Raw genomic sequence first — 13,395 nt, forward strand, 5'->3', positions numbered from 1 at the left:
CAGTAAGACCGCTTTCGCGAGCAAGCCCGCTCCCACAGGGGAATGCATTCCAAATGTGGGAGCGGGCTTGCTCGCGAAAGCGGCAGCACATCCAACATCAATCCCGGAGCTTACTCGCTGTAAATCATCTTCTTGGTCATGCCGCCATCGACCACGAATTCCTGACCAGTGACAAACCCGGCATTCCTCGACAGCAGCCAGGCCACCATCGCCGCAACATCCTCAACCGTCCCCACCCTGCCCGCCGGATGTTGGGCATGATCGGCCTCGGTCAATGGTTCGGCACGACGCGCCGATGGGTCGCGCGCATCGATCCAGCCGGGGCTGACGGCATTGACCCGGATTTCCGGACCAAGACTGATGGCCAACGCATGAGTCAGTGCCAACAATCCGCCCTTGCTCGCCGCATAAGCCTCTGTGTCAGGTTCCGACTGCGCAGCGCGGGTCGAGGCCAGATTGACGATGGCACCGCTGTGAACGCGCAGGTATGGCGCACAGTGCTTGGCCAGCAACATAGGCCCACTGAGGTTCACCGCCAACACCCGATTCCAGTAAGCCAGATCGAGACTTTCAAGGGTGATGTTGTGCGGATCGGCAACCGCCGCATTGCATACCAGCGCATCCAGGCGCCCGAACCGGCCGAGCACCTCGGCCACCCCCAACGCAACCTGACTCTCATTCGAGACATCCATGGCAATAAACCAGGCGTTGTCGCCCAGTACTTTCGCCACTTTCGAACCGCGCTCCCGGTCCAGGTCCGTCAGCACGACTTGCCAGCCTTCGCTGATCAGCCAGGCCGAGATCCCCAGACCAATGCCTCGCGCAGCACCGGTCACCAGTGCTACACGACCATTGGTCCCGGCGGACGATGTAGACAACTCGATCACAACGCAGCCAGGCCACGCGCCAGATCGGCTTGCAGGTCTGCAACGTCTTCCAGACCCACCGCAATGCGGATCAGGCTGTCACGAATGCCCGCTGCTTCACGCTCTTGCGGCGCCAAACGACCATGGGACGTGGTGCTCGGATGCGTGATGGTAGTTTTGCTGTCGCCCAGGTTGGCGGTGATCGAAATCAGGCGCGTGGCATCGATAAAGCGCCATGCGCCCTCTTTACCACCCTTCACTTCAAAACTGACGACAGCACCGAAACCCTTCTGCTGGCGCAGCGCCAGTTGGTGCTGCGGATGGCTCTTGAGACCGGCGTAATGGACTTTCTCGATGCCCTCCTGCTGCTCCAGCCATTCGGCCAGTTGCTGGGCGTTGGCGCAATGCGCCTTCATGCGCAGGTTCAGGGTCTCCAGGCCCTTGAGGAAGATCCAGGCGTTGAACGGGCTCAGGGTTGGGCCGGCGGTACGCAGGAAACCCACCACTTCTTTCATCTGCTCGCTGCGACCGGCGACCACACCGCCCATGCAACGGCCCTGGCCGTCGATGAACTTGGTGGCCGAGTGCACGACGATGTCCGCGCCCATTTTCAGCGGCTGCTGCAATGCAGGAGTGCAGAAGCAGTTGTCGACGACCAGCATCGCGCCTTTGACGTGCGCAATTTCCGACAGGGCCGCAATATCCACCAATTCGGCCAACGGATTGGAAGGCGACTCAACGAACAGCAGCTTGGTGTTGGCCTTGATCGCAGCATCCCAGCCGGACAAGTCCGCCAGCGCCACGTAGTCGACTTCGATGCCGAAACGCTTGAAGTACTTTTCGAACAGGCTGATGGTCGAGCCGAATACGCTGCGCGACACCAGCACGTGATCGCCGGCACTGCACAGGCTCATCACCACGGCCATGATGGCCGCCATGCCAGTGGCAGTGGCCACGGCCTGCTCGGCACCTTCCAGCGCAGCGATACGCTCTTCAAAGGCCCGAACAGTCGGGTTGGTGTAGCGCGAGTAGACGTTGCCCGGCACTTCCCCGGCAAATCGTGCTGCCGCATCAGCGGCCGTACGGAACACATAACTGGAGGTGAAGAACATCGGGTCACCGTGTTCGCCTTCCGGCGTGCGGTGCTGACCGGCGCGTACGGCCAGGGTATCGAACGCTACACCTTCGAGGTCGCTGTCCAGCCGACCGGCATCCCATTCCTGACTCATGCTGTCACTCCTTGCCATATTCGGTAGTAGATACGAAACCGGCCTTGAGGAGGAACACCTATGTAGGAGCTGGCTTGCCAGCGATGGCGGCATCACAGGCAACAATGATGTTGAATGTGACGAGCCCTTCGCTGGCAAGCCAGCTCCTACAGGCCGGTAGAAACTCAGTTGTTGTACAGATCGATGATCGCACTGACTGCCTGCGTCTTGACCTTGGAGGCATCGTTACGTGCCTGCTCGATCTTGTTCAGGTAAGCCTCGTCGACGTCGCCGGTGACGTACTGGCCATCGAACACCGCGCAATCGAACTTGTCGATCTTGATCTTGCCGCCACCGACCGCTTCGATCAAGTCAGGCAGGTCCTGATAGATCAGCCAGTCGGCGCCGATCAGGTCAGCCACGTCCTGGGTCGAACGGTTGTGGGCGATCAGTTCATGAGCGCTCGGCATGTCGATGCCGTAGACGTTCGGGTAACGAACCGCTGGCGCCGCAGAGCAGAAGTAGACGTTCTTGGCGCCGGCTTCACGGGCCATCTGGATGATCTGCTTGCAAGTGGTGCCGCGAACGATGGAGTCATCCACCAGCATCACGTTCTTGCCGCGGAATTCCAGTTCGATGGCGTTGAGTTTCTGGCGTACGGATTTTTTCCGCGCAGCCTGGCCCGGCATGATGAAGGTCCGGCCGATGTAGCGGTTCTTCACGAAGCCTTCGCGGAACTTCACGCCCAGGTGGTTCGCCAGTTCCAGCGCTGCGGTGCGGCTGGTGTCCGGAATCGGGATGACCACGTCGATGTCGTGATCCGGACGCTCGCGCAGGATCTTCTCGGCGAGTTTCTCCCCCATGCGCAGACGGGCCTTGTAGACCGACACGCCGTCGATGATCGAATCCGGACGCGCCAGGTAGACGTGTTCGAAGATGCACGGGGTCAGGGACGGGTTGGTCGCGCACTGACGGGTGTACAGCTTGCCCTCTTCAGTGATGTAGACCGCTTCGCCTGGCGCCAGGTCGCGAATCAGGGTGAAGCCGAGCACGTCCAGGGAAACGCTTTCCGAGGCGATCATGTACTCGACGCCTTCGTCGGTGTGACGCTGGCCGAAAACGATCGGACGGATGCCGTGCGGGTCGCGGAAACCGACGATGCCGTAGCCGGTGATCATCGCCACGACGGCATAACCACCGACGCAACGGTTGTGCACGTCAGTGACGGCGGCGAAAACGTCTTCTTCGGTCGGCTGCAACTTTCCGCGCTGGGCCAGTTCGTGCGCGAACACGTTGAGCAGCACTTCCGAGTCGGAACTGGTGTTGACGTGGCGCAGGTCAGATTCGTAAATCTCCTTGGCCAGTTGTTCAACGTTGGTCAGGTTACCGTTATGCGCCAGGGTAATGCCGTAAGGCGAGTTGACGTAAAACGGTTGAGCTTCGGCCGATGTCGAGCTGCCCGCGGTTGGATAACGCACATGGCCAATGCCCATGTGACCGACCAGACGCTGCATGTGACGCTGCTGGAACACGTCACGCACCAGACCGTTGTCCTTGCGCAGGAATAACCGGCCATCATGGCTGGTCACGATACCGGCAGCGTCCTGGCCGCGGTGCTGGAGGACGGTTAGCGCGTCATACAGCGCCTGATTGACGTTCGACTTACCGACGATACCGACGATGCCACACATGCGACGCAACCCCTACTTAATGGATCTGAACTGAGCACTACTCACTGAGGCGTTTTGGCCATCGGCAAGAGTTGCTCCTTGAACGGAATATCAGCGGGTACGCTGATTCCGCTGGCAAGCCACTGACTGCTCCACCCAAGGATCAGGTTTTTGGACCAGTCTGCAACCAATAGAAATTTTGGCACGAGCTGTGACTCTTTCCACCACCCGTCCTGCTGTACCGGCCCCAGGCTCAACAGCCCGACGGCGATGACCACCAGCAACCCGCCACGCGCGGCGCCGAAGGCCATGCCGAGGAATCGGTCGGTCCCGGAGAGCCCGGTGACGCGAACCAGTTCGCCGATAAGATAATTGATCATTGCGCCTACGATTAAAGTGGCGACAAACATGATGGCACAGCCTGTGATTATACGGGCCGACGGCGTTTGAATGTACCCGCCGAGGTACTCGGACAGTGAGCCACCGAACATCCAGGCTACGACTCCTGCGATGATCCAGGTCAGCAGCGACAGTGCTTCTTTGACGAAGCCGCGGCTCAGACTGATCAATGCGGAGATGGCGACGATTGCTACGATCGCCCAGTCAACCCAGGTAAATGGCACAGTGCAGCCTACAGACGGATAAGGCGGCGCATTTTAGCAGAGCCCATGCTTATCGGTAAGCTGCGATTGTCAGTGCATTTCATATCGGGGCGATAGTTTTAGCCACGTTCCGGCTGAAAGCGCACGACAAACCCCTTGAGGTTCTGCTGGCGGTTCAGCAAATCCCGCAGCCGGTCGGCTTCTGCGCGCTCGATCAGCGGCCCGACAAACACCCGGTTTTTGCCGTCGGCGGTACGGATGTAGGCGTTGTAACCCTGGCTGCGCAGGGTTTTCTGAAGTTTTTCTGCGCTTTCACGATTCGACAGGCTGGCCAGTTGCACCGACCAGCTGACCGACAAACCATTGGCATCGACGCGGCTTTGCGTGGTGTCCGGCTTGCCGGGTGCCGCCGTGATGGGCTGGGCAGGCGCCGTCGCCGGTTTAGCGGCCAGAGCCGGGACCGGCGCGGGTGCAGCCGGTTTGGCAGCAGGCGCTGGAGCCACCGGCGCAGTTGGCACCGCCGATTCCTGCTGGGCGATTTCGTCATCGCTCGGCACCGGCTCTTGAGGCAAGGCTTGCGGCTCAGGCACCACCACTGGCTCGACCTGCACCTGAGCCATCGCAGGCGCCTGCGGGGCCGCAGGCGCTTCAACCGTCACCTGGCGCTGTTCGTCCTGGCGGGAAAACAGCATTGGCAGAAAAATCACCGCCAGCGCGACCAACACCAGGGCGCCAACCATGCGCTGTTTGTATGCCTTATCCAGCAATGCCATTTGCCGCGTCCTCCGTGGAGCGCCGGGCCAGCCATTCAAGGGCCTCGGCGACACAATAAAATGAACCGAACAACAGGATTTCGTCGTCGCTCGTGGCCTGCGCGCATTGCCCTTCCAGGGCGGCCGCCACACTTCCGTATGACGTAACCGAGGCACCAAGCCCCTGCAACGCGTCGTGCAAATCCGCCACCGAACGCGCCCGAGGCGAATCCAGAGGTGCGACAGCCCAGTGCTGGACACTAGCATTCAATTCGCCGACAACACCACCCAGGTCTTTGTCCGCCAGCAGCCCGAATACCGCCAGACGCCTGCCGACCGGCGGGCGACTGGCCAGACGACGAGCCAGATACTCCGCCGCATGAGGGTTATGCCCCACATCCAGCAATAGATTCAAGCGCTTGCCTTGCCACTCGAACTCGCGGCGATCCAGACGACCGACCACCTTCGTTGCCCGCAGCGCTTCGATAATCTGCGCATCCACCCAAGGCAAGCCGAGCAGCAAGTAAGCCTGCAACGCCAGCGCAGCGTTTTCCATCGGCAGATCGAGCAACGGCAGGTCGCGCAGCTCAACCGCGCGCCCTTGCGCATCGACACCGCGCCATTGCCAGTGGTGATCGGTCACACCGAGGTCAAAATCGCGCCCACGCAGGAAAAACGGGCAATTGAGCTCGCGCGCCTTGTCCAGCAGAGGTTGTGGAGGATTCAGATCGCCGCAGAGCGCAGGCGCGCCCTGACGGAAAATACCGGCCTTTTCGAAGGCCACGGACTCTCGGGTATCACCGAGGTAATCCGCATGATCGACGCCAATGCTGGTGACCAGCGCCACGTCGGCGTCCACCACGTTGACCGTGTCCAGACGACCGCCCAGACCGACTTCCAGCACCACCGCATCGAGTCCGGAGCGCTGGAACAGCCAGAATGCCGCCAGAGTGCCCATTTCGAAGTAAGTCAGGGAAGTGTCGCCGCGCCCGGCCTCTACCGCAGCAAAGGCCTCGCACAGCTCGGCATCCGTGGCTTCGACGCCATTGACCTGTACCCGCTCGTTATAACGCAGCAGGTGCGGGGAGTTGTAAACCCCCACCTTCAAGCCCTGGGCCCGCAGCAAGGACGCCACAAACGCACAGGTGGAACCCTTGCCGTTGGTCCCGGTGACCGTAATCACCCGAGGCGCCGGCTTGCCCAGTCCCATGCGGGACGCTACCTGCTGCGACCGCTCCAACCCCATATCGATGGCTGAAGGGTGCAACTGCTCAAGGTAGGCGAGCCATTCGCCAAGGGTACGTTCGATCATAGGCTGGCTGGCACCGGCGGAACCACGATCGGCTCGATGGGTGCAGCCACGAACTTCGGCGTCGGCAGGCCCATCATTTGCGCCAGCAAATTGCCCAGACGCGGACGCAGCTCCTGACGGTCGATGATCATGTCGATGGCACCGTGCTCCAGCAGGAACTCGCTACGCTGGAAGCCTTCCGGCAGTTTTTCACGCACGGTTTGCTCAATCACACGCGGACCGGCAAAACCGATCAACGCCTTCGGCTCGCCGACAATCACGTCGCCCAGCATCGCCAGACTGGCGGAAACACCGCCGTAGACCGGATCGGTCAACACCGAGATGAACGGGATACCTTCTTCACGCAGGCGTGCCAGTACCGCGGAGGTCTTGGCCATCTGCATCAGGGAAATCAGCGCTTCCTGCATCCGCGCACCGCCGGAAGCCGCGAAGCAGACCATCGGGCAACGTTTTTCCAGGGCGTAGTTGGCGGCACGAACAAAACGCTCGCCGACGATGGCGCCCATCGAGCCACCCATGAAGGAAAACTCGAACGCCGAGACCACAATCGGCATGCCCAGCAAAGTACCGCTCATGGAAACCAGCGCGTCTTTTTCACCGGTCTGCTTTTGTGCAGCAGTCAGGCGGTCCTTGTACTTCTTGCCGTCGCGGAATTTCAGACGGTCAACCGGCTCCAGGTCTGCACCCAGCTCGGTACGGCCTTCAACGTCAAGGAAGATGTCGATACGGGCGCGGGCGCCGATACGCATGTGATGGTTGCACTTGGGGCAAACGTCCAGAGTCTTTTCCAGCTCCGGACGATACAGCACAGCCTCGCAAGACGGGCATTTGTGCCAAAGACCTTCAGGCACCGAGCTCTTCTTGACCTCGGAACGCATGATCGAAGGGATCAGTTTGTCTACTAACCAGTTGCTCATGCTTTCTTTCTCCAGTACCGGCGGCTCGAACGCTCTGGTTCGCAGCCCCGTGTATGCCCTAGCGCTAAATTCATGTGTGCGGCGATGATCAGTGAATGGCCGGGTCAGCGAAACGTGACCTGCGTACCACCCCATAACCCTCAGCCGTTTTGTACAGTGCAGTGGACGGCGGCAGTCTGCCAGCCGTCACATCAACAGGTGCTACCGCGTACTGCTTTGATAAATGCCTGAATCTTTGCGTGATCCTTGATGCCCTTGCTCGCCTCTACCCCACCGCTGACATCCACGGCATAGGGCCGAACACGCGCAATCGCTTCGGCGACATTGTCGGGCGTCAGACCGCCCGCCAGAATGATCGGCTTGCTCAAGCCTTGAGGTATCAGTGACCAGTCAAACGCCTCACCGGTTCCTCCGGGAACGCCTTCGACATAGGTATCGAGCAAGATTCCGCTGGCACTTGCATAAGCATCACAGGCGGCGGCAATGTCATCGCCCGCCTTGACCCGCAGCGCCTTGATGTACGGACGGTGCCAACCCTCGCAATCCGCTGCGCTTTCATCACCGTGAAATTGCAACAAGTCCAGGGGCACCGCATCGAGAAGCTCACCCAATTCGCAACGGCTCGCATTGACGAACAAACCCACGGTGGTCACAAACGGCGGCAGCGCCTGGATGATCGAGCGCGCCTGCTGGAACGTCACCGCACGGGGGCTTTTGGCGTAGAACACGAATCCGATGGCATCAGCCCCGGCCTCGACGGCTGCCAACGCATCCTCTATGCGGGTAATCCCACAGATCTTGCTGCGAACGGCTGACATGTCGATACAACTCCAAGACAAATCCGGGAAAGTCCCGGATGGTAACAAAAGCGTTCGAGGGCGTCAGCCGCCAAGTTCCGAGAAGCCGGTCAGGAAGTGCGGACCAATAAAGCGTTCAGGCAATTCGAACTCGTCACGGTACTCGACCTGCACCAGATACAAACCGAATGGATGCGCCGTCACACCACCGGAACGCCGAATCCGGCTCTCCAGCACCTCTTTCATCCACTCCACCGGACGCTCACCGGCGCCAATGGTCATCAGCACGCCGGCAATATTGCGCACCATGTGATGCAGGAAAGCGCTGGCGCGAATATCCAGCACGATCATCTTGCCGTGCCGGGTGACGCGCAGGTGATGCAGCTCCTTGATCGGCGACTTGGCCTGGCACTGACCGGCGCGAAAAGCACTGAAATCATGGGTACCCAGCAGATATTGAGCGGCCTCGGCCATGCGTTCGACGTCCAGCGGACGGTGGTTCCAGGTCACTTCTTCGTTCAGGTGCGCCGGGCGGATCTGATCGTTGTAGATCACGTAGCGATAACGCCGGGCAATGGCCTTGAACCGCGCATGGAAATGCGCCGGCATGACCTTGGCCCAACTGACACTGACGTCGTGGGGCAAGTTGATGTTGGCGCCCATGGTCCAGGCCTTCATCGAACGCTCGACCTGGGTGTCGAAATGCACCACTTGTCCGCAGGCATGCACGCCGGCGTCGGTACGCCCGGCGCACATCAGCGAAACGGGTGAGTCGGCGACTTTGGACAAGGCGTTTTCGAGGGTTTCCTGCACGGTGAGCACCCCGGACGCCTGGCGCTGCCAGCCGCGGTAGCGCGAGCCTTTGTATTCAACGCCCAGCGCGATCCGGAAAAAGCCGTCGGCCGCCATTTCGGCGGCCGGGTTATCTATATTTGCCAAGGAGGGACAGCCTGCTGATGTACGCAAAGGCGGGCATTATAAGGCCGACTGGAGGGGATGCCAGTACAACCGATGATGCTGTAGTGAATGTAATGGCCTCTTCGCGGGCAAGCCCGCTCCCACAGGTACAGTGTGATCCTGTGGGAGCGGGCTTGCTCGCGAAGAGGCCTCAGCAAACGACATCAATTCATCGACCAAACAAAAACGGCAGCCTCAATGGGCTGCCGTTCTGCTTGCAACGTAGCGAACACTCAAGCCAGACGCGAAAGCATTTCCCTGGCTTCGCTCTTCTGCTCGGCACTGCCTTCGCTTACCACCTCATTGAGGATGTCGCGGGCGCCGTCGCTGTCTCCCATGTCGATATAGGCCTGAGCCAGATCGAGCTTGGTAGCGGCTTCGTCAGTACCCGAGAGGAAATCGAAGTCATCATCGCCACCCAGTGCCGCATCAGCTTCGGTAAACGTCGGCTCGCCAATGCTGCTGGACAAGCTCTCCAGCTCGGCATTGACATCATCCAGCTCTGCCGCGAACGCATCCGGCACGTCCATTTCGTCGGCCAGCGACAGATCGAAATCGGCTGGCAATTCCAGATCGTCCAGCGCGACTTCAGGAACAGCCGGGGTTTCGGCGACCGGAAAATCCTTCACGCCTTCGTCCAGGTCCAGCAGGAAATCGTCTTCAGCAAGCATCGCCGGCGACGGTTGCGCGCCGAGATCCAGATCCAGATCCAGGTCCAGGTCGAAGTCCGACAGGTCGTCGAGGCTTTCCTTGATTTCAGTCTGCTGCTGCAACACCGACTCAAAACTCAGATCGTCGTCCAGCGGGAACTCGCCCAGATCTGCCAGCGCCGCCACTTCGGGCTCCGGCGCTGGTGCAGGCGCCACAGGCGTAATCGCGTCCAGATCATCCAGGCTCAGGTCGAAGGCGCTGTCGAGGTCATCCTCGAACGGTGCAGGCTCTGGCGCCGGCGCTTGCGGCTCATCGAGCAACAGATCCTTGACGTATTGCGCGTCCAGTTCGGCAGCAACGGCGGCTGCGGCGATGCCACCGGCAGCGACCAGCGCCATCGCCGGGAAGCGGCTTTTGAGGTTTTCAACCTTGGCGAAGTTGTCGCCATTGGCCACCAACTGACGCTCTTGAGCGACGAACGCATCGCGGTCGCCTTGCTGGCCGTAGACTTCCATCAGCTTCAAGCGCAAGTCGCTGCGCTGAGGCTCCTGCTTGACACCGTCCTCCAGCAACGCGGCAGCCTGGTTCAGACGACCGGCATTGATGTGCGACTGAGCCTGGCCCAGCACGTCGTCGGAACGCTCGGCAGCCGGAGCCACCAATGGTGCAGCGATCGGCGTGGTCATCACGACCGGAGCAACTACCGGCGCTGGCGCAGGAGCAGGCGCAGTTGCCAGCTTCACGCTCGGCGACGGAATTTCCAGACCTTCGAAGCTGCTTTCCGGCAGGTCCAGATCGACTGAGAACTGCTGTTCTTCGGCCAAGGCACGCGCCATGCGCACATGCTTCTCGGCTTCTTGCTGGGCCTTGCGTCGGCGTGCCAGCAACAGCAGCAGAAGCAGCAGCACCACCGCACCGCCGCCCACCAGGCCCAGCAGCACCGGGTTGGTCAGCAACTCATTGAATTTCTGATCGTCGGCTGCCGCCGTTGTCGCCTCGGCGGGCTTCTCGGTCGGCGCCGGAGTTGCCTCGGGAGCTGGCGCAGCAGTGTCTGCCGGAGCAGGTGCCGCCGCCGGGTTGGGAGCCAGCTCGGCCGACATCGCCGGAGCCGTCGCAGCCGCTGGCGCACCCGCACCGCCCTCGGCCTGCAACTTGGCCAGTTGATTGTTCTTCAGCTCGATCAGGCGCTGCAGCTTGTCCACCTGGCTTTGCAGATCGGCCATGCGGCTTTGCAGTTCGGCGTTATCACGACGACTGGTGTCGAGGCTTTCCTGGGTCACCGCCAGCTTGTTGCTGAGGGCCTTGGCATCTCCGGCAGCCCCTTTGCCACGGTTCTTGCCGGACTCGGCAGAAACCAGGCTCAGCTTGTCGGTCGCAGCTTGCGTCGGCACCCCTTCAGCCCGCGGACGCTTGGTGGCGTCGAGTTGCTGCTGCCCTGCCCCGGGTTTCGCCACATAACGACGACCCTGGCGCCAGGCCGTGTTCTGTGCGGCCACTTCAGCAATGGCCTTGGGCTGCGGCAGGCTGGTGCTCTGCGCCGGGTCCGGCATACGCAGCACCTGGCCGGTTTTCAAGCGGTTGATGTTGCCGTCGATGAAGGCATCCGGGTTCAGCGCCTGGATGGCCAGCATGGTTTGCTGGATCGAACCGCCATTACGCGCCTTCGCGGCGATTTCCCACAGGGTATCGCGCGGCGTGGTGGTGTATTGCGACGGTTTGGTCGCACCGGTAACCGGCGCGGCGACGGCTTGAGTCGGTACAGGCTGCGCAGCCGCCTCGGCGGTTTGCGGGGAAAATTTCGATGGATCGAGCAGCACACTGTAGTCGCGCAGCAAACGGCCGTTCGGCCACATGACCTGAACCAGGAATTTCACCATCGGCTCGGAGAGTGGCTTGCTGGAGGTCACGCGCAGGATGCTTTTGCCGCTGGCGTTCAGCACCGGCGTGAAGGTCAAGTCATTGAGAAACGCCTGGCGGTCGACACCGGCCTTGGCGAAATCGTCTGGTGAGGCCAGGCTCGGCACCACTTCGGCGGCGGTGAGATCCTTGACATCGAGCAGCTCGATTTCCGCTACCAATGGCTGGTTGAGCGTCGATTTCAGGGTCAGCTCCCCGAGCCCGAGGGCATGCGCCATACCGGAGGACAGCGCCGAGGCGGCCGCTATTGCTAACACCAGTTTGCGAACTTGAACCATTAGCTCATCCTTAGTTTGAACATTCCTCGGCCAGCGAGAAGGTATTGATAGTCGCTGCCGTAAGGCATTGCGCGCAACGGCGAGGGTCGTCGCGCGCGGTCATTTCGTTGATGCCCCGGAAAGCCCCGCAGAGTGGCTCGCCTTCAGCACTCCGGCAAGCATAGGCTCGCCCGGAATCATTCGACAAATTGTTGCAAAGTATCTTTTACAGCAGGTCTTTTATCAACAACTCGGCCAGCTGCACAGCGTTGAGCGCGGCGCCTTTGCGTACGTTATCTGACGTTAACCACAAATTAAGTTCAGACAGGTCGTCGATACCATGACGAACCCGACCAACGTAGACCACATCCTGCCCTACCGCATCGCCCACCGGGGTCGGGTAATCGCCGGCTTCCACCAGCTCGATACCGGGTGCGTCTTCCAGGGCTGCATTGATTTTCGCCAGGTCAATTTCACTTGCGGACTGCAGGGTCACGCTAAAGCTATCGCCAAAAAACACCGGGGCTTGAATGCAAGTGACGGAAATCTTCAATGAAGGCAGCGCCATGACCTGACGCAGCTCACGCACCAGGCGCTTTTCCAGCAGCGTATGACCTTGCTCATCCGGTTTGCCGACCTGAGCCAACAGGTTGAAGGCCATCTGCCGGTCAAAGAATTTCGGCTCCAGCGGCCGCACATTCAGCAGTTCGGCGGTTTGCCGGGCGAGCTCGCTCACGGCTTCGCGCCCTTGGGCCGATACTGCCAGGCTGGCGGTCAGGCTGATACGCTGCAAATCGAGCAACTCCATCAGCGGCGCGAGCACCACCGCCAGCGTGGTGGCCGACGGACTTGGACTGCTGACCTGAAACGGTTTTTTCAAGCCGGCCAACACCTGTGCGTTGGCCTCAGGCACGACCTGCGGCGCCTTTTCGGCCGGCAAGGCGCCAGAGAGATCGATCACCGAGCATCCGGCATCGGTCGCACGGGAAGCAAAACTCAATGAAACCGCCGGACCGGCCGCGAAGAACCCAAGCTGCACCTTGCTGAAGTCGAACTCATCGACTTCCCGCACCCGCACGTTCTTGCCGCGAAATGGTACTGAACTGCCGGCCGATTCGCTGCTGGCCAACAGATGAAGGGTGCCAATCGGGAAATCGCGCTCTTCGAGAATCTGCACAAGTGTTTCGCCGACAGTACCGGTGGCGCCGATCACGGCAATATCAATGGTCTGGCTCATGGTTTTACCTCTGGCGAAACGGGGGGAGCGGCACTTTACCGGGTGGTTCATGGTGAGGCAATTGATCGGCGAAACCTTGTAGCAGCTGCCGAAGGCTGCGTTCGAGGACGAAGTCCTCGCCTTGGGGGATCCCCTATCATTCGGGAAGACCACGTATTCAGGAAATGCGGCTGCTGCGCAGCCGAACGCAGGCTTCGCCAGCTGCTACAGAAATTATCGACGCGCATAAAAAAACCCGCACCTCTTTCAAGG

11 protein-coding genes are annotated in these 13,395 nt (G+C 60.7%); all 11 read right to left on the minus strand.

All coding sequences use genetic code 11. The features are described 5' to 3' along the window. Window positions 1–110: 110 nt before the first annotated feature. On the minus strand, window positions 111–887 hold the full coding sequence (locus AC07XF_RS12665; RefSeq protein WP_495026748.1) for an SDR family oxidoreductase: 777 nt from the start codon (window positions 885–887) through the stop codon (window positions 111–113). Next, complete coding sequence (locus AC07XF_RS12670) at window positions 884–2,095, minus strand: O-succinylhomoserine sulfhydrylase (protein WP_495026749.1); 1,212 nt, start codon at window positions 2,093–2,095, stop codon at window positions 884–886. The genes AC07XF_RS12665 and AC07XF_RS12670 overlap by 4 nt, the downstream gene beginning before the upstream one ends. A 164-nt stretch (window positions 2,096–2,259) precedes the next feature. Then, a complete protein-coding gene (purF, locus tag AC07XF_RS12675) occupies window positions 2,260–3,765 on the minus strand; it encodes an amidophosphoribosyltransferase (RefSeq protein WP_007975670.1) in 1,506 nt (501 codons plus the stop codon). Window positions 3,766–3,806: 41 nt separating this feature from the next. Next, on the minus strand, window positions 3,807–4,367 hold the full coding sequence (locus AC07XF_RS12680; RefSeq protein WP_007975669.1) for a CvpA family protein: 561 nt from the start codon (window positions 4,365–4,367) through the stop codon (window positions 3,807–3,809). Between the two features lie 98 nt (window positions 4,368–4,465). After that, complete coding sequence (locus AC07XF_RS12685; protein ID WP_495026750.1) at window positions 4,466–5,119, minus strand: SPOR domain-containing protein; 654 nt, start codon at window positions 5,117–5,119, stop codon at window positions 4,466–4,468. Beyond that, on the minus strand, window positions 5,103–6,410 hold the full coding sequence (folC, locus tag AC07XF_RS12690; protein WP_495026751.1) for a bifunctional tetrahydrofolate synthase/dihydrofolate synthase: 1,308 nt from the start codon (window positions 6,408–6,410) through the stop codon (window positions 5,103–5,105). Before folC ends, AC07XF_RS12685 begins: the two co-directional genes overlap by 17 nt. Next, the gene (accD, locus tag AC07XF_RS12695) at window positions 6,407–7,327 is read right to left on the minus strand and encodes an acetyl-CoA carboxylase, carboxyltransferase subunit beta (RefSeq protein WP_429366667.1); all 921 of its coding nucleotides are present in this window, start codon (window positions 7,325–7,327) and stop codon (window positions 6,407–6,409) included. Before accD ends, folC begins: the two co-directional genes overlap by 4 nt. Before the next feature lie 191 nt (window positions 7,328–7,518). Beyond that, on the minus strand, window positions 7,519–8,145 hold the full coding sequence (locus AC07XF_RS12700) for a phosphoribosylanthranilate isomerase (protein ID WP_495026752.1): 627 nt from the start codon (window positions 8,143–8,145) through the stop codon (window positions 7,519–7,521). 63 nt (window positions 8,146–8,208) lie between these two features. Beyond that, a complete protein-coding gene (truA, locus tag AC07XF_RS12705; protein ID WP_495026820.1) occupies window positions 8,209–9,033 on the minus strand; it encodes a tRNA pseudouridine(38-40) synthase TruA in 825 nt (274 codons plus the stop codon). Between the two features lie 281 nt (window positions 9,034–9,314). Continuing rightward, the gene (locus tag AC07XF_RS12710; RefSeq protein WP_495026753.1) at window positions 9,315–11,927 is read right to left on the minus strand and encodes a FimV/HubP family polar landmark protein; all 2,613 of its coding nucleotides are present in this window, start codon (window positions 11,925–11,927) and stop codon (window positions 9,315–9,317) included. A gap of 205 nt (window positions 11,928–12,132) precedes the next feature. After that, complete coding sequence (locus tag AC07XF_RS12715) at window positions 12,133–13,143, minus strand: aspartate-semialdehyde dehydrogenase (RefSeq protein ID WP_495026754.1); 1,011 nt, start codon at window positions 13,141–13,143, stop codon at window positions 12,133–12,135. Window positions 13,144–13,395: the final 252 nt, after the last annotated feature.

This window comes from Pseudomonas sp. GW821-FHT01C01 (genome assembly GCF_059422645.1).

What these genes read in the sequence shown, in the direction of transcription:
- truA (WP_495026820.1), bottom strand. Translation starts at nt 9,033, where the DNA reads ATGGCGGCCGACGGCTTTTTCCGGATCGCGCTGGGCGTTGAATACAAA.
- AC07XF_RS12670 (WP_495026749.1), bottom strand. Translation starts at nt 2,095, where the DNA reads ATGAGTCAGGAATGGGATGCCGGTCGGCTGGACAGCGACCTCGAAGGT.
- accD (WP_429366667.1), bottom strand. Translation starts at nt 7,327, where the DNA reads ATGAGCAACTGGTTAGTAGACAAACTGATCCCTTCGATCATGCGTTCC.
- AC07XF_RS12685 (WP_495026750.1), bottom strand. Translation starts at nt 5,119, where the DNA reads ATGGCATTGCTGGATAAGGCATACAAACAGCGCATGGTTGGCGCCCTG.
- AC07XF_RS12710 (WP_495026753.1), bottom strand. Translation starts at nt 11,927, where the DNA reads ATGGTTCAAGTTCGCAAACTGGTGTTAGCAATAGCGGCCGCCTCGGCG.
- purF (WP_007975670.1), bottom strand. Translation starts at nt 3,765, where the DNA reads ATGTGTGGCATCGTCGGTATCGTCGGTAAGTCGAACGTCAATCAGGCG.
- AC07XF_RS12700 (WP_495026752.1), bottom strand. Translation starts at nt 8,145, where the DNA reads ATGTCAGCCGTTCGCAGCAAGATCTGTGGGATTACCCGCATAGAGGAT.
- AC07XF_RS12715 (WP_495026754.1), bottom strand. Translation starts at nt 13,143, where the DNA reads ATGAGCCAGACCATTGATATTGCCGTGATCGGCGCCACCGGTACTGTC.
- folC (WP_495026751.1), bottom strand. Translation starts at nt 6,410, where the DNA reads ATGATCGAACGTACCCTTGGCGAATGGCTCGCCTACCTTGAGCAGTTG.